The following is a 26179-nucleotide window of genomic DNA, read 5'->3' as shown; positions in this document are numbered from 1 at the left end:
ACATCATATTTCAAACTATATTTGACTACTTCTAATCAAATTTAATTTTCGTATTTTTAAACTTATGAAACAATTTTATCTCATAGGAATACTTGTTATGTGCATTTGGGCTTGTAGTTCAACCAAATCCAATACTAACCAGTCAAATAGCCAAGTAACCAGGGATTCCATAAAAACTATTGATAATGATACGGTAAGAATTGCTAATGAGGAAGTAGAATATGAAATCATCATTATTGAACCCGGTTTTAATACATGGTTGCAGTCTACTGCCAGACCTGAAGGTTTTTATACGCAGTCTTTCTTGGAAGGTCGAAACATTCAATATGTGACCGCTTGGAACCAAAGGGTACTTCAACCTCAAGTTTATAATCCCAGTCTTTATGAAATGCAAATCAATTACAGTCCAGGCATTGATTATGGCTATGATGTAAACTACAAACTTTATAATTATTTCATTTACTTTCAATTAAAATACAAACAACAATTAACAGGAATAGTTCCACGTATTTAGACTATATTTGCACAGCAATATAGCCTATGGAAACATTCAAGAAAAATTGGGAAATTCAACAGAACTGGCAACTCATTTTTCCGTTTTTGGGCTTGGTTGGTTTGGGCTATAGCTCCTATAAATTGGCTGCAGCACTCTTTAAGCATTTAAACCTTCTTTTGTTTATTTGTACAACTGTAGTTATCTTTTTCATACTACTAAGAGTCACCCTATTCTTATTTAAAAAATTGGAAAAAAAATGGATCTTGCAGTACCGTTGGGAAATGATTAGGGTGTTTATCATCTTTGCCATGACCGGAACCTCTTCTGTCTTTGTTAGCAGACCCCTTATCAAATTCATAGGAATTACTAAAGAAAACTTAAATCCCTTGCTGTATTGGGTACTATACCTTATCATTGGGCTCATTTTTTACCAAATATTATTGGTTTTCTTTGGATGGGCCTTAGGCCAGTTTAAATTCTTCTGGGAATTTGAAAAGAAAATGCTTAGACGATTTGGTTTAAAACGATTTGTGGATTAAGTGGAAAAACTAAAGCAACATATCATGTTTAGAATAGCAGCCCTAGGTCTGATCCTTTTGGTGATGATGCCAGCTGCTATTAAGTTACACCACAGTTTGGAATCTAAGCACAAACATGAAGTTTGTCAAGGAGAACCACAAGCGCACTTTCATACTTGGGACGTAGATTGTGATTTTCAAAAGTTTAAAATCACTCCTACTTTCACCCTTTCAGTATTTGAATATGATCTTCTTAAAGAAGAGCACAACCACGAACTGATTCTTTCGCAATACCAGTTCATAAGTGAGTTTCAGAAATCACATATCAGCCTACGCGGCCCACCTTTTAATAGTTAATATTCGCCTCAAATCAATTTGAATCATTATTTACTATTAAACCCAATTATTTAAATGAAATTTTTATTTAAAGCATTGATTATGATGGTTATTCCATCAATCTATGCTCAAAATTCCGTCCACGGAATTATTACCGATACAGATACCCAAGAACCCATTCCATATGCCTCTGTGTATGTTCCTCAACTTGAAAAAGGAGCTGCCACAGATGAACAAGGAGTTTTTACAATAGACAATCTACCCACAGGTAATTACAAAATTGTTGTCTCCATTGTTGGTTATGAAACCTATTCCCAAACCATTGAGATTCCAATTCCTGAAACTTTAGTAATAGGTTTAAAATCGTCGGCAATTGAAATGGAAGAAGTAATCATTTCGACACCCTTTCACAAACTCCAAAGTGAGAATGTTATGAAGGTGGAACGTCAAAATGTTTCCGATTTAAAAAGTCAGGGAGCCGTAACACTTGCAGATGGGATTACCAACATAGCTGGTGTAGAAAGCGTTACCACAGGAACAGGAATAGGCAAACCGGTCATCAGAGGGCTTAGTTCAAATCGGGTTTTGGTATATACCCAAGGAGTTCGATTAGAAAACCAACAGTTTGGTAGCGAACATGGACTGGGCGTTAGTGATGCTGGAATAGAAAGTGTAGAAGTAATTAAAGGCCCTTCTTCACTTTTATATGGAAGCGATGCTTTAGGAGGAGTCCTTTACCTTAACCCAGAAAGATTTGCTTCTCAAAACAGTTCAGAAGGACATTTGGGTGCCACTTACTTTAGCAATACACTGGGTTATAACACTACTGCAGCTTATAAAGCGTCTGGTGACAAGTTCAAATTCTTGTTCAGAGGAAGTTTGGCAGAGCATTCCGATTATGAAACACCAAACTATCGAGTAACGAACACCCGATGGAATGAAAAGGATTTTAAAGGAGGTATCGGCTTTCAGGATTCCAAATTTAAAACCGAATTCAGATACAACGTCAACCACAGCAAATTGGGTATCCCAGAAGAATTGACGTTACAGTCTAAAGCAAAATACCCCATGCTTCCCTATCAAGATTTAACAAACCATGTGTTCAGTTCCAAATCAACGGTTTTCTTTGACAAATCGAGCTTAGAATTTAATCTAGGCTACATTTATAACAACCGTCAAGAATTTGAAGATGAGCACCACCACGAGGAACATGGCGAGGAAGAAGAAGACCACCATGAAGAAGAGGAACATGACGAGCATGAGGAAAACGAAGAGCTACACCCTGCACTTCAAATGAAATTAAAAACCTTTAATTATGATGTTAAGTATCATCTTCCCAAAATAGGAAGAACGGAAACCATTGTTGGGGTTCAAGGGATGCACCAAACCAATACAAATTATGGAGAGGAACAATTAATCCCTGATGCGACTACCAATGATGTAGGCGTTTTAGGAATGACCCACATTCACTTTGAAAAAGTAGATGTACAAGTGGGTACCAGATTTGACCACCGATCTATCGAATTACCAGAAGGTTTACAACGTGAATTTAATAGTTTTAATGGTGCTATAGGTGCCAAAACCAATTTGGCAAAAAACGTAACAGCCAGATTCAATGTAGCCTCTGGATTTAGAGCCCCCAATTTAGCAGAGCTTACTTCAGATGGTGTTCACCATGGTTCTTACCGTTATGAGATTGGCAATATAGACTTAAAGAATGAACAAAACATTCAGTTTGACCTTAATTTGGAATATAAAAATGACCACTGGGAAGTATTTGCCAATGGTTTCTATAACACAATCAACAATTACATTTTCTTATCTCCATTAGGAGAAGAGATACAAGAGTTTGCAGCTTATCAATATGTCCAAGATGATGCTGCTTTATATGGAGGAGAATTCGGATTTCATTTTCACCCGCACCCACTTGATTGGTTGCATGTTGAAAGTAGTTTTGAAACCGTAACCGGTAAACAACAGAACGATAACTACCTACCATTGATTCCAGCCAATTCTTTAAATAATACCATTCGTGTTGAATACAATACAGGTTGGCTTCAAAAAGGGTTCGCTTTTGTTAGATTAAAAACGACCTTTGATCAAAACCATGTAAGTCCGTTTGAAACCACAACAGCAGGATATCAATTGTTAAGTGCTGGTTTTGGAGGCACAATACAGGTGTTCAAAAGGGATTTGGATGTAACCATTTCTGGAAGCAATATCCTTGATGAATCCTATATCAACCATCTTTCAAGATTAAAACCCGATGGCATTTATAATATGGGAAGGAACCTAACCTTTGGTTTATCTTACAGAATATAAAACAAAAAAAAGCTCAGTTTTACTGAGCTTTTTTCTTTAATTGTTGGACCTTACTTTAATGGGTTGAACCTCATTAGATTCTTTTTTGATAACATAGGTGTAAAGCCACATAAGGGTAAACGTAGGAATGAAATCAAATCCTGGTAGGGCTTCCTCAATAAAGGAAATCACCCCTGCTACTTTACCTTTGGTTCCTTTGTACATATTGGCCATTAAATAACCAGATATAGGAGCCCAAATAATATCAAATAATGTAACCATACCAATAGCATCAAAAAGAATGCTTAAGGCTAATTTTTTATGCTTGCTTAAATTACTTAAATTCATCATTTTCAGTTTAAAAGGTTACAATTATTGTAACAAGAAGTGTACCAAAAAAAGATTAGGACAATTTTTCACTAATGAGCTTTAAAAACTCACTTCGAGTTTCAATCTTTTCAAACTGACCTCTAAAGCCAGAGGTTGTAGTAACAGAATTTTGCTTTTGTACCCCACGCATCATCATACACATATGAGACGCTTCAATCACCACGGCAACCCCTTGTGGTTCTAGGGTGTTATTAATACAATCCAGAATTTGTTCTGTCAGGCGCTCTTGTACTTGAAGTCGTCGGGCAAAAACATCTACCACCCTAGGAATCTTGCTTAAACCTACAATCCTGCCATTTGGAATGTAAGCGATATGAGCTTTTCCAAAAAAAGGCAACATATGGTGTTCACACAAAGAGTATAATTCAATATCCTTAACAATAACCATCTCATTATAAGATTCTTCAAACATGGCACTCTTTAAAATTTCAGCAGCATCTTGATGGTAACCTTGTGTAAGGAATTGCATTGCTTTGGAAGCTCGTTCAGGAGTCTTTACAAGTCCATCCCTAGTGACATCTTCCCCCAAATCAGCAATAATACTTTTATATCGTGCCTTCACATCATCTGTGACCTGCATATTATATTCTTCAAAATGTTTGTATAGCATAGCTGTGTGTTATTATAGGTTAAAATTAGTCAAAAAAATGAAACCCGCAGAAATCCATTTGCCTTAACAGTTGCATGGAAGGTTTTAACTTTTTTTTAAGACCATGAAGGAGGATGACCCTATAGTTTTGTCAAAATTTTTGTAACAATTAAACTGGTTACTTGTCTTTATAATATCAATCAAAAAGACGAATTACAAATCAATGAAAACCAACCTTCTTTGGGTACTCTTTTTTTTGGGAGTACTAACCATCCAAGCTCAAAACAAGGATAAAAAGCAATTACACATTCGAAGAACTGAAACTGCTCCTAAAATTGATGGTATTTTGGATGATGTTGCATGGGTAAATGCTGAAACAGCCACAGATTTTGTTCAATTTAGGCCTGATGTAGGTAATGCTCCAAAAAATTACCAAACAACTCAAGTTAAGGTTACTTATGATGACCATGCCATCTATTTTGCGGCCTACCTGTATGATCACCCCGATGAAATAATGAAACAATTTAATCAAAGGGATAATTTTGGACAACAGGATTTCTTTGGAGTGGTATTAAACCCAAACAATGATGCACAAAACGATGCTGAATTTTTTGTTTTTCCAACAGGAAACCAAGCAGACGCCTCCTACTCTCCATATAATGGTGAAGATTTTAGTTGGAATTCTGTATGGGATAGTGCCGTAAAGTTAGTAGATGATGGTTGGATTGTTGAAATAAAAATTCCCTATAGATGTTTGCGTTTTGCCAACAAAGAAGTACAAACTTGGGGGTTACAATTTCATAGGCATTTTAGAACTACTAGAGAACAGTACACTTGGAATCCTATCGATCCTACTAAAGGAAACATAGGTTTGTACCATGGTGAAATTATCGGTATTGAGAATATTAGTCCTCCTACCCGTCTTAGTTTTTACCCCTTTGCCTCCACCATTTTAGAAAGTTATGATGGTGAATTTGAAGACACTTATAATATAGGATTGGATTTAAAATATGGCATAAGTGAGAATTTCACATTGGATGCCACATTGATTCCAGATTTTAGTCAAGCCGCCTTTGATGATGTCGTTCTAAACTTGGGGCCATTTGAGCAGACCTTTGCCGAACAAAGACAATTCTTTACAGAAGGTGTGGATTTATTCAATAAAGGGAATCTATTTTATTCCCGTCGTGTTGGTGGAGCTCCGGTAGGAAATGTAGAATTGGAAGAGAACGAACAAATAAGAGAGTATCCAACTAAAATTAAAACCTTAAATGCCCTTAAGGTATCAGGAAGAACAAAAAAAGGTTTGGGAATAGGAGTCTTCAATGCCATCACCGAAAAAACTTATGCCACAATCGAAAATGTGCTGAATGGAGAAACCAGAAAAGAATTGATAGAACCTTTGGCTAATTACAACATCTTTGTACTAGACCAACAATTCAATAAAAACTCAACCGTGAGTTTGATCAACACCAATGTAACTAGAAATGGTCATTTTAGGGATGGTAATGTTACTGCCGGTCTTCTTAACTATACCAATAAAAGCAATACATATAATGTGGACGCTCAATTTAAAATGAGCAATATCAATGAAGAAGGCGGTACCAAAACAGGTTGGAGTTCCATTTTGGGGATTAGTGAAATAAGTGGCAATTATAGGTTCAGCCTTTACAATACCATGGCAGATGATGATTTTGACATCAATGATCTTGGTGTGAACCTAAGAAATAACTATAACAATTTCTCAGCTGATGCTTCTTATCGCATATTTGAACCAACAGAAAAGCTCAATAATTTCTACGTTGGTGTATGGGCCAATTACAATAGGCTTTACGACCCAGGTACCTACACAGGGATGAATTTGGGTGCTAGTTTTAATGCTACAAACAAAAAAATTAATTCTTACGGTGCCAACATCAATTTTGAACCGGGAAAACAATACGATTATTTTGAGGCCAGAACCAAAGGGAAATACTTTATCTATGAAAACTGGTACAATTTCAATTTGTGGTACTCATCAAATTACAACAAAACCTTTGCGCTAGACACTAATTTTGGTGGTGCGGGCCTTATAGAGACAGGAAGGGATATGTTTAATTATTGGTTTGGTGTTAGTCCCAGGTTTAAATTAAGTGATCGACTATTAATTGTATACGACTTTCAATTTGACAATGTTAATGGTGATCGAGGTTACACAACCAAGTATCAAGAAGAAATAGTCTTTGGACAAAGAGACCAACGCACCATTGTAAACAGTCTTTCTGGGAGTTATAATTTCAATGCTTACCATGCTTTGACACTCACCTTTAGAAATTATTGGTCAACCGTCAACTACAATGATGAATTATTTACTTTGCAGGACAATGGGCATTTATCCAAGGAATTGGGACTGCGAAAATCAGACATCAATGACCCAGATATTAACTTCAACACATGGAATTTAGATTTCGGTTATTCTTGGCAGTTTGCTCCTGGTAGTCAGTTATCAGCTCTTTATAGAAACCAATTGTTTAGCTACACCTCAGAATCCTTAAAAACCTATGGACGTAGTATGAAGGATTTATTTGATGAGCCCTTCCAACATGTTTTTTCCCTGAAACTCATTTATTTTATCGATTATAACGATTTGAAACAGGCTTTTAAAAAGAATGAAAATTCCTAAAATTTCAGTAAAGTTGACTACCAAATCAACATAAAATGGTATTTTCACACACATACTAAAAGTAATATGATTCAGGCAAAAAATATCCATAAATATTTTGATGGATTACATGTTTTAAAGGGAGTTGATCTACATATTGATAAAGGATCTATTGTTTCTATAGTGGGTGCTTCTGGGGCTGGAAAAACTACTTTGCTCCAAATTTTGGGGACTTTAGATAAAGGTTCGTCTAAAGATCCTTACGAATTGATCATCAATGGAGAAAATGTCCATTTAATGAAAGAAAGAGCTTTGGCGCGATTTAGAAACGAACATATAGGTTTTATTTTTCAGTTTCATCAATTATTGCCAGAGTTTACAGCGCTTGAAAATGTCTGTATTCCAGCTTTTATTAAAAAAACAAAGAAGGAAGAAGCTGAAAAAAGAGCTAAAGAATTATTATCCTTCTTAGGCTTACAACACAGATACGACCATAAACCAAACGAATTATCTGGAGGAGAACAACAACGTGTTGCGGTTGCCAGGGCTTTAATCAACAATCCTGGGCTTATTTTTGCTGACGAACCTTCGGGTAATTTGGATAGTGAATCTGCAGAAAATCTTCACAATTTATTTTTTAAACTTCGAGATGAATTCGGACAAACTTTTGTAATCGTGACCCACAATGAAGAATTGGCTGATATGGCCGACAGAAAATTGACAATGGTGGATGGAAATATAATTTCTTAATTTTCCACGGTTTATAGTGTTTATTACTTTATAATCACTATCTTAGAAAATTAGATCCCTTAAAAAAATCCATGCAAACCTCAATCGTTAATTTTGATGAAAAAAAACGTCTGAAAGCCGTTAAAAGTTATCAATTAAGTAGAAGCCAAAATAGCTCTGATTTCAATAATATCACAGACTTGGCCATTGCTGCCACCAATTTACCCATTTCATTAATTTCCATTGTCGATGAGAATGATGTATGGATAAAATCCGCAAAAGGAATGAATATCTGCAGTACGCAAAAGGAATTTTCATTTTGCAATCACGCCATTGGAGATCCAGAGGACATTTTTATTGTTGAAGACGCTACCATCGATCCACGATTCTTGAATAATCCATTTACACAAACTGGAACCAACCCTGTTATCTTTTATGCAGGAGTAAGTTTAATTGATAAAAATAATTACCGAATAGGTACGCTCTGTGTGGTAGATAGCAAACCCAATAGAATTAGCAAGGAACAAAAAGATGTTTTGATGCTATTGGCCAAACAAACGGTTAAACTTATTGAATTAAACAGATACAATAAAAGATTAAAGCGAACCAGAAAAAAACTGTCAGAGAAAAACAAGCAACTTAAAGATTTTGCTGGCCAGGTAGCTCATGATATGAAAATGCCTTTGGCTAATATGATTGTTACCTCAGACATCATAAAATCAAAATACAAATCTCAATTGGATAATCAGGGAGTAAGTTATTTAGACAACTTAAAATCTTCTTCCCTTTCTTTGAGTGATTATATCAACAACTTATTGGGTTATTACGAAAGTAATACTTTTGAAAGTACTTTCCCTTCAGAGACCTTCTCCTTAAACCAACTTATTGAAGAGGTCATTGATATTTTAAATATTAAGATCAATTGCAGTATTGAAATTCCCAAAGAAGACATTGAACTACATACAAATAAGGCTGCTTTGGAGCAAATTCTCATAAACCTTTTGACCAATAGCTTGAAATACAATGATAAGGACGACCCAGAAATTATTATAGATCAGGAACGACAGGATTCTCATGTGATTATTAGTGTAACAGATAATGGAATGGGTATCCCTAAGGAAAAAAAGAAACAAATTTTTGAGTTATTCTCAACCTTAGAGCATGTCGACCGATTTGGCAACAAAGGCCATGGTATTGGACTCTCAACGGTAAAGAAATTAGTGAATAGTTTGGGTGGTAAAATAAGGGTTAAATCCCAATTGGGTCAAGGAACGTCCTTTATCTTTTCCATCAAAACCGAATAACATTTTCTACGCCATTATTTATCAGCTTTATTGTTGATAAAAAATCTTTAATTTTTTATATAGACCGAACATTTGAGGTCGATAACTCGTATTTTTAAAGGTACTTTAAACCTATGAAGATATGCGTATTGAATATGAAATTAAGTTGGGATTCAAAGATGTCATGTTTCGCCCTAAAAGATCTACATTGAAAAGTCGGTCTGAAGTAGATTTAGAAAGAGAATTCACATTTTTAAACAGTGGATATAAATGGAAAGGTATACCCATTATGGGAGCCAATATGGATACTGTTGGCACCTTTGAAATGGCGCAAGCCTTGGCCAAGAAAAATTTGTTCACCGCTATTCATAAACATTATTCTTTAGAGCAATGGCAGTCTTTCATTCAAACTTCTCATACTACTATCTACGACCATATCGCTGTCAGCACAGGAACAGGTCCTATGGATTCTGACAAACTAAAGAAATTATTTCATACACTTCCTGAGTTAAGGTTTATCTGTATTGATGTGGCTAATGGTTATTCTGAGCATTTTGTGGAGTTTGTCAAAAAAACACGAGAACATTACCCCGATAAGGTCATTATAGCTGGCAATGTCGTTACAGGCGAAATGGTTGAAGAATTATTACTCTCTGGCGCAGATTTGGTAAAAGTAGGAATTGGACCAGGATCTGTTTGTACGACACGTGTAAAAACAGGTGTAGGATATCCGCAATTATCAGCTATCATAGAATGCGCTGATGCCGCCCATGGTTTGGGAGGACAAATTATAAGTGATGGTGGATGCACGTCTCCTGGGGACGTAGCAAAAGCATTTGGTGCCGGTGCTGATTTTGTCATGCTTGGAGGTATGCTGGCTGGACATGATGAAAGTGGCGGAGAAATTATTCAAAAGGATGGGAAAGTTTTTAAACAATTCTATGGTATGAGTTCTTCAACTGCCATGGAAAAACATGTTGGTGGTGTAGCCGAATATCGGGCAAGTGAAGGAAAAACTGTAGAAGTTCCTTATCGTGGAGAGGTAGAAAACACCTTGCAAGATATTTTAGGTGGGTTAAGAAGCACCTGTACTTATGTTGGTGCACAACGATTAAAAGAGCTTACTAAACGAACAACCTTTATAAGGGTTTCTGAGCAGGAAAATCAAATTTACACCTAAAAATAAAGCCTTGATTTCTCAAGGCTTTTTATATTAAGCGTGCTTTAGACTTCTTACGTGATACTCTACTAAACCTTCAATTGGTCTTCTAATAAAATTTCCTGGTTTAAAGCCCATTTCTTCAGCGACTTCTATAATCTCATCCTTAGCAAAAAAAGCAATGGATCCTGCAAAATGAACTGGTGCCGTTTTAAGCTCCTCCTTGAATTGCATAATCATGTTTCTTGCAAAAGATCTAAATCCTCTTTTAATAAGCTCCTTCATGTATTCTGATTCTTTATTCAAAATCATGAATTCAGCAAAACCGGCCAAATAGGCGTTAGGATTGGGTTGTTTGTATAAATTGTACTTAATGTGATCTGCTTCCAAATTATACTTGTGCTCAAAGGCCACACTTAAGTTTGATGGCATGTGGTTATAGTAATAGTCCTTAATCAGCTCTTTACCATAGTAATTTCCACTTGCTTCATCCATTAAGCTATACCCTAAGGACTTTACTCTTTGATGTAGTTTAGTTCCATCATAATAGCTACAATTAGATCCCGTACCCATAATGCAAACCACTGCGGCTTCGTCATCATGATTAATGGTAGATCGAACCGCTGCCATTGTATCCTCTTCAATTTCTACATGAGTAGAAAGAAAAATTTCATTCAGAACTTCTCTAAGCGCTTGCTTAGGTTTCTCTGTACCACAACCTGCACCATAAAAATATAAATGGGTTGCTTTATCTCTAAACGCCATCAGCTCTTCGCTCTCCAAAATTCGTTCACGAAGCTGATCTTGTTCAAGAATGGCAGGATTTAAACCTTTAGTCCTGATTTTCTCGGAAATTTGGTTTCCATTAAGGTCAACTGGCATCCAATCGCACTTAGTGGAACCGCTATCAACTATTAAAATCATAATTATATAAAGATACAAAAAAACCGCAGTAAGAAGTTCAGTCGCCCAAATGTTACTGCGGCCTTAATTCGTATATAAATTAAATTATAGTTTATTAACGTAAAGGGCTAAATCCACTAATTTGTTGGAATATCCAAATTCGTTATCATACCAAGATACTACTTTAAAGAAAGTAGAGTTCAATTCGATTGCTGCATCAGCATCAAAAATACTTGTTCTAGCATCACTCACAAAGTCTTGTGAAACTACCAATTCATCTGTATATCCTAATACACCTTCCATGTCTCCTTCAGAAGCAGCCTTGAAAGCCTTTTTGATTTCTTCTAAAGAAGTTTCTTTTTCCAATTTAACTGTTAAATCAACAACAGACACATCTGCCGTAGGAACACGGAACGCCATACCTGTTAATTTACCATTCAATTCTGGAATTACTTTACCTACTGCTTTAGCAGCACCGGTAGAAGCTGGAATGATGTTCAATAAAGCACTTCTTCCTCCTCTGAAATCTTTTCTTGATGGTCCGTCTACTGTCAACTGCGTAGCTGTAGTAGCATGTACAGTGGTCATTAAAGCTTCAACAATTCCAAAGTTGTCATTTAATACTTTGGCAACTGGAGCCAAACAGTTTGTAGTACAAGATGCATTAGATACAATCGTATCAGATGCTTTAGCTTCTTTATGGTTTACACCCATAACAAACATAGGTGCATCTTTACTTGGAGCAGAGATTACAACTTTTTTAGCTCCTGCATCAATATGGTATTGTGCTGTATCCAAAGTAGTGAAAATACCTGTACATTCTGCAACTACATCGGCACCTACTTCATCCCATTTAAGAGCTTTTGGATCTCTTTCAGCAGTAATTCTGATGGTTTTTCCATTAACTACTAAATGGCCGTCTTTTACTTCTATCGTTCCATCGAATTTTCCATGAACCGAATCATATTCTAATAAGTATGCTAAGTGATCTACATCAAGTAAATCATTGATAGCTACTACTTCTACATCTGGTCTGTTAACGGTAGCTCTAAAAACTATTCTTCCTATTCTTCCGAATCCGTTAATTCCTAATTTTAGTGTTGACATATTATTTAATTAAATTTTATGTGGTCATGATATCTGACACACGTAACAGTTCTAAGTTTATTTTTGATTGTCCTTTTATGGCTTGATCTAATGGAGTCAATGACATTTTATCATCATTAAGACCAACCATGAAATTGCTTTTTCCTTCCAATAGGCTCTCTACTGCTTTTACTCCCATTCTACTTGCTAGTACACGGTCAAAACAAGACGGTGAACCACCACGCTGCATGTGGCCTAAAACAGAGACACGCACCTCATATTCGGTAAGATTTTCTTCTACATAATCTCTTAGTTCAAAGACACTCTTACCTATTTTATCTCCTTCAGCTACGATTACAATACTAGAAGTTTTTCCCGTACGTCTACTTCTTCTAAGAGATTCCAAAAGTCTATCTAATCCTAAATCTTCCTCAGGAATCAATATTTCTTCTGCTCCAGCACCTACTCCCACATTTAAGGCAATATGACCAGCATCACGTCCCATAACTTCAATAAAGAATAAACGGTTGTGAGAACTAGCGGTATCTCTAATTTTGTCAATTGCCTCAACCACTGTATTTAAAGCGGTATCGTATCCCAAGGTGTGTGAAGTTCCGAAAATATCATTATCAATGGTTCCCGGAATTCCAATTACTGGAAAATTGTATTCACTATTGAAAATTAATGACCCAGTAAAAGTTCCATCTCCTCCGATAGCCACTAAGGCATCGATATTCTCTTTTTTAAGTTGTTCATAGGCCTTTTTTCGACCTTCTGGAGTACGAAATTCATCGGATCTTGCTGACTTTAAAATCGTTCCTCCTTTATTGATGATATCTTTTACACTTCTAGCATTCATGGGTTTAAAATCACCCTCAATCATCCCCTGATACCCTCGATAAATTCCTACACTTTCAATCTGATGGTAGGCACAGGTTCTTACTACCGACCTGATAGCGGCATTCATTCCTGGAGAATCTCCTCCAGAGGTGAAAACACCAATTTTTTTTATGCTTTTTGACATGATTTTTATCTTTCGGAGAGTAAAACTACTAAACAAAATGGAATTAAAACATGCTCTTTATCATTTATTTAGAGCATTCTTTGAATTCAATCGTTTTCGTTAATAATTTTTTAGAAATTGTTATAAAAATTGATCAAAAAAACAAAATTGGGGTATTATTCGTCGTTGTCTTTTTTGAATCCCATGTAGTCAGGAAGTACTTCATTATCTTGAATTTCTTCCTCTTTTTTCTCCTCTTCAACTTTTGGAGTTTTTACTTTGCCAGTGAAGATTTTTTGAAGCAATTCCCTAAATGTATCAAAATCGACACTGTAGGTAATTCCCAGTCCTTGTGTATAACCTATTTCTTCACCTAAATTACGAATACTGTTTTCTCTATTAAATACTGTAGCTGTTAGAGTTCCTTCTTCATTAAGTAAAAAATCAATTTGTACATCACCAGCGATAACAGATTGTTCCGCTCCACCTACCGGCACCCCCACTTTACTATTAAGAACAATGCGGTCACTAATATTGGTTTGAAGTGTTAACCCTACCCTATCATCCGATTGATATTCTGGAGTAACTTGGCCCGCTTCATAATTAACACCTACATTTAATTTACCACCATCACTTGATAATATATTATTAACAATACCATTAAGCCGTTCTGCAAATGTACCAGTGAAATTAACGTTAGCTCCTCTACTAGAGAAAGACCCTGTTGCCAATAAAAATAAAGCTTGGTTATCCCTTTCCTCTTTAGCTTCCAGTCTATAATTCAACTCTGATTTAACGGTAGAATTTACATTTGGAAATTGGAAATCAAAATTGATATTTGGACGTTCTAATTTACCTGATAAGGCTGTGACTAGATTGACATCGATACTTCTATTAATAGGATTATCTAATAGAGGTGAAGGATTGGCTCTAGTTTTGTACAAGGCTTTGATATCTACTCTTGCGTCTAAAGGATCTCCTTCCCATATTAAATTCCCTTCCAATACATTAAATGTTTTTTGAACCACACCACCGTATCTAAAGTTATATACCCCATCAATCACTACAAAATCTCCATACATATTAAACTTTCCGTTGGTATTGATATCAATCAAAAGGGCTCCTTCACCTCTACCTCTAATGGTACTTTTGGAAACAGGATCAATCACTATTTCAATTTCGGCATCTCGAGTAATATCCAAATCAAAATCCAGTTCCAATCCTTTTACATCCCTAGCTATAAATTCTTCCCCCTTCAATTTGGCCGCCTTTTCTTCTGGAGATAAAAAGTGAATATAGGAATTGTCACCAATTGTTTCAGTTTCACTTAAAGGAATGACAAATACGGTTCCAGGATTGGTTTCTGCAATGACATCAATAACTAATTCATCAGCAGGCCCTTTAATGGTTGCAGATCCATCGATAAAAGCCGTTCCATAATAGAGTGCATCTTCTTTCGCTTCTGTATTAAGAACCAATAAATTGTCACTTGAAATAGCCAAATCTAGTCTCCAGTCCGAAAAATTGGAATGAGAAATGGAACCATCTATCTTGCCCTTGGTTTGATAAACAGAATCTGTAACATCCAATGAATTAAACATAAAACTCTGTTTGGCCAGCGTCACTTCAGATTGATCTGCAAATTGAAAATCGGTGTTCAATTCAACGATATTCATTCCTCCTTTATTAAGAATTAAATCTCCAAAGAAATCAGGATCACTTAAACTTCCACGGGCTATAGCTGTACCCGTTACTTCTCCCCTTATATTATTGATGACATCATCTAAAAATGGATTTAATAAGTCTAGTTTAAACTTATTAAATATCAGATCCAACTCCATGGAGGTATCCCTCTGATCTGAATTAATGACCCCTATTATTTCAAAAGTTTTTTTAATATCATCTTTTATGGTTACATGCACGTTGTATTTACTTAGATCTTCATTACCAACAATGTTGGCGTTAAAAGCACCTAAAAACATTTCATTAACCACCAAATCATCTACAGTTATCGAAGAAGAAGGCAAGTATTTTCCCTTTATTTGATCAATATCCAAGCTACCATTTACTTTTCCTTCTAAGGAAAGATCTTCAACTTCTGGTGTTATATGACTTAAATAAACATCTTTAAAATGCAGCTGAATATCCTTAAATGTAGAATCTTTTGAGCTCCCTGTTAGCATGATCTCCTCTTCTTCATGAACCATTTTTAAACGATCCACTTGAAACTCTTTAAAATCGTGATCAAACTCAAACCTATTTAAATTATTATTTTCCTTATTGATGATCCACTTATTGTTTCTAAAAGTAACATCAGAATGTTTAAAACCTATTACTGAACGGTTCTCTTCATTAATTGTATGGTAGAAGTTTATGTTATATTCATCCTTGTTGTTTTGCCCACCCTTGAACTCTGTTCGTATATGCAGAGTATCTCGAAATGTTTTATTTATCAAACTAAACTCAGATAAATTATAATATTTTGTGTTTAAGCTATCTACCTCAATATAAGCGTTATAGATTGGATTTTTGTTGTCCAACTGCAGTTCCAAACCTTCGGCAAAATAGTCAAACAACTTAATTTCGGGAGATTTGAAAACTAATTGAAACTCCTCCTGATTGCTTTCAACACGCCCCTTTATAAAGGTATCCTTCCCTAGATTTAAATCAGGTATAAAAACTTCAATAATCTTGTTATAAATATTAAAGTTAAAATCAATATGCTGATTAGGCTTAACCTTGTAGGGTTTAAAATTTGAATAATTACTTCCTATAGCATTTTTGAAAAGCTTGGGAATCTCTTCAAAAACAAAAACACCACTTAATTTTCCTTGAATAATATCTGGCGAGTTAACAGTAATGACACGCTCTTTTCCATTGAACCTTGAAGAGATTTCAAAATCATTAAAGACATATTCATCAGTTTCATTTTTATATACCGTGTTTGAGAAATAAATAACACCTTCGGCATCATTGATCCCATAACCATTCATTTGCATATCGATATATCCTTTAAATATGGAAATGCTATCATTTTTAGCAAAATTAAGAGCCTTAAGATTTGCATATTGAACATCAGCTACAAAATCATAGGAATTAGATTTTTCCTGAAAACTAATTAAACCGTTAAATTCCAGATTTAGATTTTCGTCACGCGAAACCAGAGATCCATTATAAAAGTCACTTGTTAAGTCTCCTGCAACTGCAACTTTTTTATAGGAGTAATTATTATAATTAAGATTAAAAATTTCTCCATCGATGTGTGTATTTAAATTCTCTCTAGTAAATCCTTTTCCGTCTATGTCCAAATTAAATGAAGTTACTCCCAAGGACCTATCTTCTACAAAAACACCTAAATCAAACTCATCAAAAACCACATTACCTATATAGGATGCATTATCAATATCATTTATTTTTTGCAATTCTAAATCAGAAACAATCAATCCTAAATCGGTCAAAATCTCAACATCAGCTTTGACCATGGTTGAAGTAATTTCTGTTTGTCCTTCAATTCTAAAATCTCCAAGACGATCAAAAGACGATGGAATGGCTTCTCCCAGAACATTAGGCAAAAGAGCCTTTAAATCTCTATAATTAGAAGTTAAATTGGTAAAGTCACCATTCATGTAAAAATTGTCAGCTGCGGCGTTAAATAAATTTTTAAAATTTATATCCCCATAGATTTTACTCCTTGAACTAGTTGTAGCTCTTAAATCACGAACCTGCATATCATTTAAAGTTCCTGATATTTTGGCGCTCAGTTTAGCTCTTTGATTGATTCCAAACTCATTATAGAAGTGATTAAGTTCATTTAAAGCAATATCTGCTTTTTCAAATGTAGCATCGACTTGGACTTTATCAGTAAAATAAGCTAAATCTTCCCTGTTATATAGGAATTTAACTTCACCTTCTAACTCAGAATTAGTTGTTTTGATACTCAAATTTTCAAGTAAAATATTGGAAGGAGTATAGGTGAAATCACTTATTAAATTGTCTATATGTAAACCTCTGCTATCGTCGCAAGTAAGTTGATTGATACGCATGCTTACATTACTCCCGTTAATTAAGAAGTTGGTTGTATTGATTCCAATATTTGTGAATTCCAATATTTCAGGAGTTTCCTTATTCTCATCAATCAACCTAAAAACACCATCATAAATACTCACATCGCTCGAAGACATCAAAAAATGGCTAGGTTCTTCACTAGGTGGATCCTCGTCAAAAAGAGCTACAAATCGGTCGAGATTGGTTTCCACTTCCCCTTGATAAGTCTTTAAATTAAACACCAAGCCATAAACATCAATGTCCCCAAATGCCAATTTAGAATCCATTACATTTTTGAAATTAATAATGGAGGTATTGATTTCGTCTGCTCCAAAAAGTGTGTCCTTCGTATAATCTTTTACTAAAACCTCTTTTAATTCAACGTCACCATTAAATTGAAGCCCTACTTTACCAATATGAATGTCTGTTCCGAAATCTTCATTAAGTCTATTGGTTGCATAATTTCCTAAAGCGGTCTGTACGGCGGGAATAGAAAGTATCAAAACTAATATGATAAATAGCAGTACAATAATGCCTGCAATCTTTGCGAGTATTTTTAAATATTTTTTGATACGTTTTAAAGTTATAACTTTGGAGTCAAAATTAACAATTATTGTGCCTATTTTTAATTAATGGAATCGGAAAATATTTACATACTAGGTATTGAGTCTTCTTGTGACGACACGGCTGCAGCCGTGATTCATAACGGCAAAATTTTAAGTAATGTTGTAGCCAGTCAAAAAATACACGAAGAATATGGTGGTGTGGTTCCTGAATTAGCTTCAAGAGCCCATCAGCAGAATATCGTTCCGGTTGTAGACCGTGCCATTAAGAAAGCTGGCTTGACTGCAGATCAATTACATGCTGTAGCATTTACTCGAGGACCCGGTTTAATGGGGTCTTTGTTAGTAGGTACGTCCTTTGCAAAATCTTTAGCCTTTGGTTTAGACATTCCTCTCATAGATGTTAATCACATGCAGGGTCATATTTTGGCACATTATATTGATGAAGAAGGGTTTGATAAACCTCCCTTCCCCTTTTTAGCTATGACCATCTCTGGAGGACATACCCAAATCGTTAAAGTATCAGGGTATTTTGATATGGAAGTCATAGGAGAAACCATTGATGACGCTGTAGGCGAAGCCTATGATAAAAGTGGTAAGATATTGGGCTTAGGTTACCCTGCAGGACCACTAATTGATAAATATGCTCAATTGGGAAATCCTAAAGCATTTCAATTTACAAAACCTAAAGTTGATGGTTTGAATTTTAGTTTTTCCGGATTGAAGACAGCCATACTTTATTTCATTCAAAAGGAAATTAAAGCCAATCCAAATTTCATCGAAGAAAACCTTAATGACATTTGCGCTTCCATACAGTATACTATTATTGGAATTCTCATGGACAAGCTAAAAAAGGCTTCAAAAGAAACAGGGATTAAGCATATTGCCATTGGGGGTGGTGTTTCTGCCAATTCAGGGATTAGAGCTGCCCTTAAAAATGCTGAATCCAAATTTGGATGGAAAACCTATGTGCCTAAATTTGAATTTACTACTGATAACGCTGCCATGATTGCCATAGTAGGATATTTAAAATATTTGGAAGCTGACTTTGCTTCTCAAGAAGTTGCTGCGGCCGCTCGATTACCCATACAATAAATTCAGTTGTTAAAACCTCTGTTGATAACTTTTGAGGAGTCGTAAAACGGCACCCCATTTTTTAGTTTCTTTATTTTAAATTCTAAACTAAATCCCAAATGAAAAAAACATTACTCACCCTACTTGTGGGCACTTCCATGCTACAGGCACAAAATGCTACCAAACAATTGGATTCCATTTTTGACATGAATCAAGCAGAAGCATTTTTAGAAACAAAAGCCTTTAAAGGCAAAATCATCACTTTTAATGAAGCTAAACATCAAACAAGCTTAGCCAAACAATTGTTTGACAAATCTATTGGTGGCTCCTTAACGGATGATCAAGGTTTTGAGTCTATACACTATAAAGTTTTAGAGAAAAACATTGTGCCTAACTATCGCGTCAATTACATATTTTTTGATGGCAAGCAGATATCTTATGATAAAATGAACGATTTGAGACAACGTATCCTTACCTCCTACGAAAATGGCATCCCGTTTGTGAAAATGGCCCAAGTCTATTCCATGGATAGAAATGCGAGCCAAGGGGGCGACACTGGTTGGTTTACAGAAGGCTCACTTCATCCCAAATTGGAAGAAGCTATTATTTATGGTGGTCACGCTAAAAATGATATCTTTATCGTCGATATTCCTGTAGAAGATAAATACTATATGGTTTTTATGACTCAAGCACCAAAGGAACTTACAGAAATAAAAGTATTACGCGTGATTGAACCAAAAGATTAATGCAGCTATTTTATCAATCAAACATTTCAGAAAATGCTTCTCAAATCTTCTTTGATAAAGAAGAAAGTAAACATATTGTAAGAGTTTTAAGAAAATCCGTTGGTGATATGTTACATATCACCAACGGTAATGGTTATTTATTTGAGGCAGAAATCTCTGTGGCGGATTTAAAAAATTGTGTTGCCAACATTGTTAAAAGCACCTTACAGGCTCCAAGAGCTTATAGATTGCATTTAGCGGTAGCCCCTACAAAAATGAATGATCGCTATGAGTGGTTTTTGGAAAAATCTACGGAAATTGGTATCGATGAGATCACACCCATTATTTGTGACCATAGTGAACGTAAGGTTGTAAAAACGGATCGTTTTGAGAAGATTTTGCAATCGGCAATGAAACAATCTCTATCCTGCTATCTACCTAAACTCAATCCTCCTATACCCTATTCTACGTTTATATCTCAGGATTATTCAGAAAAGAAATACATTGCACATTGTGAAGAATTGGATAAAAAATCCCTAAAACAGGAACTTAATCCCAAGGAAGATATTCTTATTCTTATTGGTCCCGAGGGAGATTTCAGTGTTAATGAAATTGAAATGGCCATCCAAAACCAATTTATTCCTGTAACTTTGGGGAACACTCGTTTACGCACCGAAACAGCTGCTATTGTTGCTTGTCACTCGGTTGCATTTGTCAATGAATAGCATGAAAAAATATCTATTTTTAATATTATTTAGTTGCGCTCTTTTAGGTCATTCCCAGCAAATTGCTCTTTTAAAATATAAAGGTGGTGGTGATTGGTATGCCAATCCAACAGCACTTCCAAATCTTATTACTTATTGCAACAATAACATCAATACGACTATAGAGACAAAACCAGAGACCGTTGAAGTGGGGAGCATGGATATTTTTCAGTATCCATTCATTCATATGACTGGCCATGGCAATGTTTTCTTTAGTGAGGAAGATTCTGAGAACCTTAGAAATTATCTTTATTCTGGAGGTTTTTTGCATATAGATGATAATTATGGAATGCAGCCTTACATAACTAAAGAATTGAAAAAAGTATTTCCTGATAAGGATTTGGTAGAAATACCTGCTAACCACCCTATTTTTTCAACGGCCTTTGCCTTTCCTGATGGATTGCCAAAAATCCATGAACACGATGGAAAAAGACCTCAAGCCTTTGGGATTTTTCATGAAGGAAGACTAATCCTCTTATTTACTTTGGAATGTGACCTTGGTGATGGCTGGGAAGATGAAATTGTGCACAATGATCCTTCAAACGTTAGGGAAAAAGCGCTGAAAATGGGTGCCAACATCATTAAATATGCTTTTGACAATTAATAATCTACACCTTTAAAGTGCAATTAACGCATTACAACACCACGTTTAAAAAGAAATCCCATCCTATCGTTTTGGTTTGCGATCATATTTCTAATGCTCCAAATATTGGAAGCCTTTTCAGAACAGCGGATGCTTTTGGAATTGAAAAGATTATTTTCATAGGAGGACCTATACCGAATGGAAGGAAAATGACCAAAACTTCAAGATCGACAGAAAAAGTGGTTCCTTATGAAATTCGAGAGAACATTGAAGAGACGGTTCAAATTTTAAAATCGTCAGGCTATGAAATAATTTCATTGGAAATCACAGACAATAGTAGACCTTTATCTTCTTCAACGTTTCACAAACAGCCTTTGGCTTTAATTGTAGGAGATGAAAATTTTGGGGTTTCGAAAGAAGGACTTAAACTTTCAGATAGCGTCATACACATAGACATGTTTGGCCAAAACAGCAGTATGAATGTGGTTCAAGCGACATCTATAGCTTTATATGAAATCACTAAGCAATTAATGTAAAGCATTTTATATATTTACAAATATGAATGCAAAAATCATTTCCCAAGGTATATTAAGAGCCGTAGGAACCATAGCAGCTATAGTTTTGGTTTTATTTATTTTATATCAAATAAGCTCCATAATTGTCTATTTGGTGATTGCCGTTGTGCTTTCACTTTTAGGCAGGCCCATTATCATTTTCATGAAACGAAAATTAAAATTCAATAATACCGTGGCCGTAGTTATAACAATTTGCATGTTTTTGGGCTTTTTTTTAGGCTTGGTTAGTTTGTTTATACCTTTAATAGTGGAACAGGGAAGTAACTTATCTCTATTGGACATTGATCAATTGCGGGAAAAAGTAGAAACCATCTACTCCTATGCCTCCGATCATTTTCATATGGGATCCACCACGCTTGAGGAAGAGTTGGAGAAATCAGAGCTATTAAACAAAATTGATTACACCTTTCTTCCAGATTTATTTAATGCACTGGTATCTGGATTGGGAAGCTTTGGTATTGGATTATTTTCGGTCTTATTTATAGCATTTTTCTTTTTAAGGGATAGTAAAATGTTTGATAGAATTATTTTAATTATCCTGCCAAATAACTGGGAAGACCATTACCGGAATTCCTCAAAAAAAATCAAGGATTTATTATCTCGTTATTTTATTGGGTTATTTGCTCAAATTTCGGTCCTCTTTGTCATCTACACCATAGGGTTATTGATTATTGGCGTTAATAATGCTGTTGTCATTGCCTTTTTATGTGCCTTGTTAAATTTAATACCCTACGTAGGACCCTTGATTGGTGGAGGCCTCATGATTCTACTGACCATGACAAACTATTTGGACAGCAGTTTTAGTGAAGTTATTTTGCCTAAGGCCATGTATGTTCTCATTGTTTTGAGTATTGGCCAGGTGATTGATAATTTCTTTAGTCAGCCCATAATTCTGGGTAAAAGTGTGAAATCACATCCTTTAGAAATCTTTTTGGTTATCCTAATAGCTGGTGTCCTTTTTGGGGTTATTGGTTTAATTGTTGCGGTTCCTGCCTATTCAAGTATCAAGGTTATTTTAAAAGAGTTTTTAGCTGATAATAAAATTGTAAAAGAACTCACCAAAGACATCTAGTAATTGTTTGAATAAAGCAATATTACATACTGAAAAACAAGACTTTATAAAAAATTATGTTAATTCTAACATTAATGAGTTGATATTAAGAGGGTCTCCATTTAGTGATGTTGATATCAAAGAATTAGCAGAGCAAATTGAAGCCAAGAAGAAATGTCAAAACAAACTTCCTACTTGGTTTAAAACACCGGGTATCTACTACCCTAACAAACTCAATGTAGAACAAACCTCTTCAGAAGTCACAGCAGAGTATAAATCTAAAATTATTGATGGAAATTCTTTAATTGATATTACTGGAGGACTCGGAGTTGATGATTATTATTTCTCAAAAAAATTTAATCAAGTTGTTCATTGTGAGATGAATTCATATTTATCAGAACTAGCTCGCCATAATTTTGAAAAGCTCCATGTTTCAAATATTCAACCTTATAGTGGAGATGGTTTAGATTTCCTCGATAAAACAGATGAAACTTATAATTGGGTTTACATTGATCCTTCTCGGCGCAATGAAAATAAAGGAAAGGTATTTCTTTTAGATGATTGTCTACCCAACGTCCCAAAGAATTTAGATTTACTATTTTCAAAAACAAATCAAATACTCATTAAAACCTCGCCTCTACTTGATATATCCATTGGCTTAGGTGAATTACAATATGTAAAGGAAATACATGTAGTGGCTTTAAACAATGAAGTAAAAGAGCTCCTTTGGATATTAGAAAAAGGGTTTACAAATGAACCAAAAATCCAAACCATCAATTTAGGTCCTGAAAATTCTTCATTTTCATTCTTTCCATCTGAGGAAACGGAACAAGAAGTTCTTTATGGAATGCCTAAAACATTTGTATATGAGCCCAATTCAGCCATTTTAAAATCTGGTGGTTTTAAAGTATTGACCAAATACTTCAACGTAGAAAAACTTCATCAACATAGTCATTTATACACATCAGATTCCTTATTGGAATTCCCTGGTAGGTCATTTAAAATCCTTCATGTTTTAACCTATAATAAAAAGGCCTTGAAACAACTGAATATAACCAAGGCCAATATCACCACTAGAAATTTTCCTGAAAGCGTAGAGCAATTGCGTAAAAAGTTTAAGATAAAAGATGGCGGTGAAACTTATTTATTTTTCACCACCAATTGTGAAGGTGATAAAATAATTCTTGTTTGTCAAAAACCCTTGTAGGATCCATTTAAAAGCTTTAAATCTTTTTAACATCAAGATAGGTCAGCACTTTGTATCTTCGCGACAAAACAATTTATATGCTAAAAGCAGTACTTTTTGATATGGATGGTGTTATTGTAAACACCGAACCTTTACATCACAAAGCTTATTTTTCCATGTTCAAAAAAATAGGTATTGAGGTCTCTGATGATTATTATCGCTCCTGGACAGGAAGCTCAACCCTAGATACCTGTAAGGGAGTTTGCAGAGATTTTAATTTAAGTCATGCACCTCAAGAATTGGTGCAAATCAAAAGGGATAGTTTTAAAGAATTGTTTGTAACTGATGAGGAATTGAGTCTCATTGATGGTGTTTTAGAGCTAATTCAGAATTATCATGCTCAAGGTCTTAAGTTGGTTTTGGCCTCTTCGGCACATAGAAGCACAATCAACAGCGTATTTGACAGGTTTGAGCTCAACCAGTATTTTACAGAAAAGTTTAGTGGTGCCGAATTAAAAGCCTCCAAACCGCATCCAGAAATATTCCTTAAAGCCTATGAATCGACTTTATTTCAAAAACAGGAATGTATGGTTATTGAGGATTCTACAAACGGAATAAAAGCAGCTAAGGCGGCTGGACTATTTTGCGTAGCTTATGATAGTTTCCACTCAAAAGATCAAGATTACACACAAGCTGATAAAGTGATAAAAGATTATTCTGAAATACACCACGATTTGATTCAAATGGAATTTCATTAATTATTCAAGAGAGCTAAAAAATATGATATCAGCACTTTAAATATTTTTTACGAAAAAAAGCAAAAAATAGTTGCGTTCTTAAGCATGAAAAGTTACATTTGCATCCGCAATTAAAGAACGTTCTTTTATTTGTTTTTAAGGAGAGGTGCCAGAGTGGTAATGGAGCAGATTGCTAATCTGTCAACGCGTAAGTGTTGCCAGGGTTCGAATCCCTGTCTCTCCGCTGATTCGGGGTGTAGCGTAGCCCGGTTATCGCGCCACGTTTGGGACGTGGAGGCCGCAGGTTCGAATCCTGCCACCCCGACAGTTAAAATTTTCATCACGCACTAGCGTGATTGAGGGGTCGCGTAGCTCAGCTGGATAGAGCATCTGCCTTCTAAGCAGACGGTCACAGGTTCGAATCCTGTCGCGATCACAAAGAGCCACATCAGTAATGACGTGGCTTTTTTGTTTTTATACAATTTTTATAAATTATCATTTTTTTACTCTTGTAACACATTTGTAACACAAACACCGTTTAAGCTACATTATTGATTTAATCAACTTAGAATATAACCTTATCAATTAAACCTGTTAATATGGTTTAAGAGGACGCATAAAAAAAGCCTTATTTAAAAGGCTTTTTAATGATTTATTAATTTGTTATGATTGTTTAATTTACTCAGGTTACATTCCGATTCAGAAATTTAACGGAAACTATTAGGAAATAAAAAGCGCAAATAAGTTACAATGAGTTTTTTATAATCTTTTATTAAAAAAAAATGCCCCTTGGAAGGTGCATTTGTAATTTATAAATTAAACATAGTTTTTATAAGTATGAATGAATTATCCATACCAAGAACTTCCTTCTACTATTATACGTCTTTTCATTCTATCTTATTTTAAGTGTTAATTGTTCGCGAATATAAAATTTTTAATTTTTTATTTATAAAAGAATAACTTAAACTTTTCTCCAGGCAAAAGAACATCCCTATTTATAAATGCTAATTTATGATCAGGAAAAGCATTATTTTTTTCAATACTATCAACTCCTGACGGACTAAATATAACATTAATATTATTATCATGCTCTATAAAAACTGTTAAATCATCTATTATACGTTTTGAACCAAATGAATATTCTCTATCTTCTTTAAGATTTTGATGCATAATTACTTTACCACTAATATGATATTCTTTTTGATCAGAAAGTTCCTCTGTTATGTTAGTAATTACTTTATTACCTTCAATTGAATTAGTCTTTTCAAATTCTTTAAAAATGTGTTCTCCATCTTTTTTACAAGCAAAAGAAGCTTCTTTTAAACTATTTGAATATTCTTCATTATTAATTTCTTGTTTAGATAATTCATCAGATGAAGCCAATCTTCCATGAGTAAATTCAAAATAAAATTTATCCTCAACAGGTCTAACAATAGTAAATGT

The 26179-nt window shown here is 34.9% G+C and carries 23 protein-coding genes and 3 tRNA genes; 19 read left to right on the top strand and 7 right to left on the bottom strand.

The features are described 5' to 3' along the window. The first annotated feature begins 64 nt into the window (after window positions 1–64). Genes ZA07_RS01125 through ZA07_RS01110 form a run of 4 tightly spaced genes read left to right on the top strand, consistent with a single transcriptional unit; the run spans window position 65 to window position 3672 of the window. On the top strand, window positions 65–514 hold the full coding sequence (locus tag ZA07_RS01125; protein ID WP_053969893.1) for a DUF6146 family protein: 450 nt from the start codon (window positions 65–67) through the stop codon (window positions 512–514). A gap of 26 nt (window positions 515–540) precedes the next feature. After that, window positions 541–1035, top strand: a complete 495-nt coding sequence (locus tag ZA07_RS01120; protein WP_053969892.1) for a DUF6787 family protein — start codon at window positions 541–543, stop codon at window positions 1033–1035. Between the two features lie 24 nt (window positions 1036–1059). Further along, a complete protein-coding gene (locus tag ZA07_RS01115; RefSeq protein ID WP_157492013.1) occupies window positions 1060–1371 on the top strand; it encodes a hypothetical protein in 312 nt (103 codons plus the stop codon). A 54-nt stretch (window positions 1372–1425) separates the two neighbouring features. Next, window positions 1426–3672 carry a TonB-dependent receptor gene (locus ZA07_RS01110; RefSeq protein WP_053969890.1) on the top strand — a complete coding sequence of 749 codons (2247 nt, stop codon included), beginning with the start codon at window positions 1426–1428 and terminating at the stop codon, window positions 3670–3672. A 36-nt stretch (window positions 3673–3708) separates the two neighbouring features. On the opposite strand, the gene ZA07_RS01105 is transcribed toward ZA07_RS01110, so the two are convergent. Both ZA07_RS01105 and folE read right to left on the bottom strand, forming a co-directional pair. Next, entirely contained in the window at window positions 3709–3999 is a 291-nt protein-coding gene (locus tag ZA07_RS01105; RefSeq protein WP_053969889.1) for a hypothetical protein, read from the bottom strand. 55 nt (window positions 4000–4054) lie between these two features. Further along, complete coding sequence (folE, locus tag ZA07_RS01100; RefSeq protein WP_053969888.1) at window positions 4055–4651, bottom strand: GTP cyclohydrolase I FolE; 597 nt, start codon at window positions 4649–4651, stop codon at window positions 4055–4057. A gap of 202 nt (window positions 4652–4853) precedes the next feature. Between folE and ZA07_RS01095 the strand changes: the two genes are divergently transcribed. The 4 genes from ZA07_RS01095 to ZA07_RS01080 all read left to right on the top strand — a co-directional run bounded on the left by ZA07_RS01095 (window position 4854) and on the right by ZA07_RS01080 (window position 10463). Further along, window positions 4854–7292 carry a DUF5916 domain-containing protein gene (locus ZA07_RS01095; RefSeq protein ID WP_053969887.1) on the top strand — a complete coding sequence of 813 codons (2439 nt, stop codon included), beginning with the start codon at window positions 4854–4856 and terminating at the stop codon, window positions 7290–7292. Window positions 7293–7358: 66 nt separating this feature from the next. Continuing rightward, window positions 7359–8021, top strand: coding sequence for an ABC transporter ATP-binding protein (locus ZA07_RS01090; protein ID WP_053969886.1), 663 nt, complete (start codon window positions 7359–7361; stop codon window positions 8019–8021). 71 nt (window positions 8022–8092) lie between these two features. Next, entirely contained in the window at window positions 8093–9304 is a 1212-nt protein-coding gene (locus tag ZA07_RS01085) for an ATP-binding protein (protein ID WP_053969885.1), read from the top strand. Between the two features lie 121 nt (window positions 9305–9425). Further along, window positions 9426–10463 (top strand): GMP reductase, encoded by a 1038-nt coding sequence (locus tag ZA07_RS01080; RefSeq protein ID WP_053969884.1) that lies wholly within the window; start codon window positions 9426–9428, stop codon window positions 10461–10463. A gap of 33 nt (window positions 10464–10496) precedes the next feature. On the opposite strand, the gene ZA07_RS01075 is transcribed toward ZA07_RS01080, so the two are convergent. The 4 genes from ZA07_RS01075 to ZA07_RS01060 form a co-directional block, all read right to left on the bottom strand. Continuing rightward, window positions 10497–11366: an N-acetylglucosamine kinase gene (locus ZA07_RS01075; RefSeq protein ID WP_053969883.1), complete on the bottom strand. Its 870-nt coding sequence runs from the start codon at window positions 11364–11366 to the stop codon at window positions 10497–10499. Window positions 11367–11450: 84 nt separating this feature from the next. Next, window positions 11451–12452, bottom strand: coding sequence for a type I glyceraldehyde-3-phosphate dehydrogenase (gene gap / locus ZA07_RS01070; protein ID WP_053969882.1), 1002 nt, complete (start codon window positions 12450–12452; stop codon window positions 11451–11453). Between the two features lie 16 nt (window positions 12453–12468). Continuing rightward, window positions 12469–13455: a 6-phosphofructokinase gene (gene pfkA / locus ZA07_RS01065; protein WP_053969881.1), complete on the bottom strand. Its 987-nt coding sequence runs from the start codon at window positions 13453–13455 to the stop codon at window positions 12469–12471. A gap of 155 nt (window positions 13456–13610) precedes the next feature. Continuing rightward, window positions 13611–17981: a translocation/assembly module TamB domain-containing protein gene (locus ZA07_RS01060; protein WP_231628609.1), complete on the bottom strand. Its 4371-nt coding sequence runs from the start codon at window positions 17979–17981 to the stop codon at window positions 13611–13613. 129 nt (window positions 17982–18110) lie between these two features. Between ZA07_RS01060 and tsaD the strand changes: the two genes are divergently transcribed. The 11 genes from tsaD (at window position 18111) to ZA07_RS01005 (ending at window position 25172) form a co-directional block, all read left to right on the top strand. Next, a complete protein-coding gene (gene tsaD / locus ZA07_RS01055) occupies window positions 18111–19136 on the top strand; it encodes a tRNA (adenosine(37)-N6)-threonylcarbamoyltransferase complex transferase subunit TsaD (RefSeq protein ID WP_053969879.1) in 1026 nt (341 codons plus the stop codon). A 98-nt stretch (window positions 19137–19234) separates the two neighbouring features. Then, window positions 19235–19861, top strand: coding sequence for a peptidylprolyl isomerase (locus ZA07_RS01050; protein WP_053969878.1), 627 nt, complete (start codon window positions 19235–19237; stop codon window positions 19859–19861). Next, on the top strand, window positions 19861–20565 hold the full coding sequence (locus ZA07_RS01045; protein WP_053969877.1) for a 16S rRNA (uracil(1498)-N(3))-methyltransferase: 705 nt from the start codon (window positions 19861–19863) through the stop codon (window positions 20563–20565). The genes ZA07_RS01050 and ZA07_RS01045 overlap by 1 nt, the downstream gene beginning before the upstream one ends. 1 nt (window position 20566) lies before the next feature. Next, window positions 20567–21208, top strand: coding sequence for a DUF4159 domain-containing protein (locus tag ZA07_RS01040; protein WP_053970004.1), 642 nt, complete (start codon window positions 20567–20569; stop codon window positions 21206–21208). A gap of 17 nt (window positions 21209–21225) precedes the next feature. After that, the gene (locus ZA07_RS01035) at window positions 21226–21723 is read left to right on the top strand and encodes a TrmH family RNA methyltransferase (RefSeq protein ID WP_053969876.1); all 498 of its coding nucleotides are present in this window, start codon (window positions 21226–21228) and stop codon (window positions 21721–21723) included. A gap of 22 nt (window positions 21724–21745) precedes the next feature. Then, window positions 21746–22834: an AI-2E family transporter gene (locus ZA07_RS01030; protein ID WP_053969875.1), complete on the top strand. Its 1089-nt coding sequence runs from the start codon at window positions 21746–21748 to the stop codon at window positions 22832–22834. Between the two features lie 7 nt (window positions 22835–22841). After that, window positions 22842–24020, top strand: coding sequence for a hypothetical protein (locus ZA07_RS01025; RefSeq protein ID WP_053969874.1), 1179 nt, complete (start codon window positions 22842–22844; stop codon window positions 24018–24020). Window positions 24021–24097: 77 nt separating this feature from the next. Beyond that, a complete protein-coding gene (locus tag ZA07_RS01020; RefSeq protein WP_053969873.1) occupies window positions 24098–24757 on the top strand; it encodes an HAD family phosphatase in 660 nt (219 codons plus the stop codon). A 139-nt stretch (window positions 24758–24896) separates the two neighbouring features. After that, a tRNA-Ser gene (locus ZA07_RS01015) sits at window positions 24897–24980 on the top strand. A 6-nt stretch (window positions 24981–24986) separates the two neighbouring features. After that, window positions 24987–25061, top strand: a tRNA-Pro gene (locus ZA07_RS01010). A 37-nt stretch (window positions 25062–25098) separates the two neighbouring features. After that, a tRNA-Arg gene (locus tag ZA07_RS01005) sits at window positions 25099–25172 on the top strand. 506 nt (window positions 25173–25678) lie between these two features. On the opposite strand, the gene ZA07_RS16110 is transcribed toward ZA07_RS01005, so the two are convergent. Then, window positions 25679–26179: hypothetical protein (locus ZA07_RS16110; protein ID WP_197276679.1), on the bottom strand; the 501-nt coding region annotated here is incomplete at its 5' end.

It is taken from the genome of Mangrovimonas sp. ST2L15, from assembly GCF_001280515.1.
Lineage (GTDB): Bacteria > Bacteroidota > Bacteroidia > Flavobacteriales > Flavobacteriaceae > Mangrovimonas > Mangrovimonas futianensis.
The sequence above is the reverse complement of the archived record's forward strand: the minus strand, read 5'-3'. Positions and strand labels throughout refer to the sequence as shown.

Bases quoted from the DNA above. Each gene is read 5' to 3' on its own strand.
- folE (WP_053969888.1), bottom strand. From the start codon at position 4,651: ATGCTATACAAACATTTTGAAGAATATAATATGCAGGTCACAGATGAT.
- ZA07_RS01075 (WP_053969883.1), bottom strand. From the start codon at position 11,366: ATGATTTTAATAGTTGATAGCGGTTCCACTAAGTGCGATTGGATGCCA.
- ZA07_RS01120 (WP_053969892.1), top strand. From the start codon at position 541: ATGGAAACATTCAAGAAAAATTGGGAAATTCAACAGAACTGGCAACTC.
- ZA07_RS01020 (WP_053969873.1), top strand. From the start codon at position 24,098: ATGCTAAAAGCAGTACTTTTTGATATGGATGGTGTTATTGTAAACACC.
- gap (WP_053969882.1), bottom strand. From the start codon at position 12,452: ATGTCAACACTAAAATTAGGAATTAACGGATTCGGAAGAATAGGAAGA.
- ZA07_RS01050 (WP_053969878.1), top strand. From the start codon at position 19,235: ATGAAAAAAACATTACTCACCCTACTTGTGGGCACTTCCATGCTACAG.
- ZA07_RS01090 (WP_053969886.1), top strand. From the start codon at position 7,359: ATGATTCAGGCAAAAAATATCCATAAATATTTTGATGGATTACATGTT.
- ZA07_RS01095 (WP_053969887.1), top strand. From the start codon at position 4,854: ATGAAAACCAACCTTCTTTGGGTACTCTTTTTTTTGGGAGTACTAACC.
- ZA07_RS01080 (WP_053969884.1), top strand. From the start codon at position 9,426: ATGCGTATTGAATATGAAATTAAGTTGGGATTCAAAGATGTCATGTTT.
- tsaD (WP_053969879.1), top strand. From the start codon at position 18,111: ATGGAATCGGAAAATATTTACATACTAGGTATTGAGTCTTCTTGTGAC.
- ZA07_RS01045 (WP_053969877.1), top strand. From the start codon at position 19,861: ATGCAGCTATTTTATCAATCAAACATTTCAGAAAATGCTTCTCAAATC.
- ZA07_RS01040 (WP_053970004.1), top strand. From the start codon at position 20,567: ATGAAAAAATATCTATTTTTAATATTATTTAGTTGCGCTCTTTTAGGT.
- ZA07_RS01125 (WP_053969893.1), top strand. From the start codon at position 65: ATGAAACAATTTTATCTCATAGGAATACTTGTTATGTGCATTTGGGCT.
- ZA07_RS01085 (WP_053969885.1), top strand. From the start codon at position 8,093: ATGCAAACCTCAATCGTTAATTTTGATGAAAAAAAACGTCTGAAAGCC.
- ZA07_RS01115 (WP_157492013.1), top strand. From the start codon at position 1,060: ATGTTTAGAATAGCAGCCCTAGGTCTGATCCTTTTGGTGATGATGCCA.
- ZA07_RS01105 (WP_053969889.1), bottom strand. From the start codon at position 3,999: ATGAATTTAAGTAATTTAAGCAAGCATAAAAAATTAGCCTTAAGCATT.
- pfkA (WP_053969881.1), bottom strand. From the start codon at position 13,455: ATGTCAAAAAGCATAAAAAAAATTGGTGTTTTCACCTCTGGAGGAGAT.
- ZA07_RS01110 (WP_053969890.1), top strand. From the start codon at position 1,426: ATGAAATTTTTATTTAAAGCATTGATTATGATGGTTATTCCATCAATC.
- ZA07_RS01030 (WP_053969875.1), top strand. From the start codon at position 21,746: ATGAATGCAAAAATCATTTCCCAAGGTATATTAAGAGCCGTAGGAACC.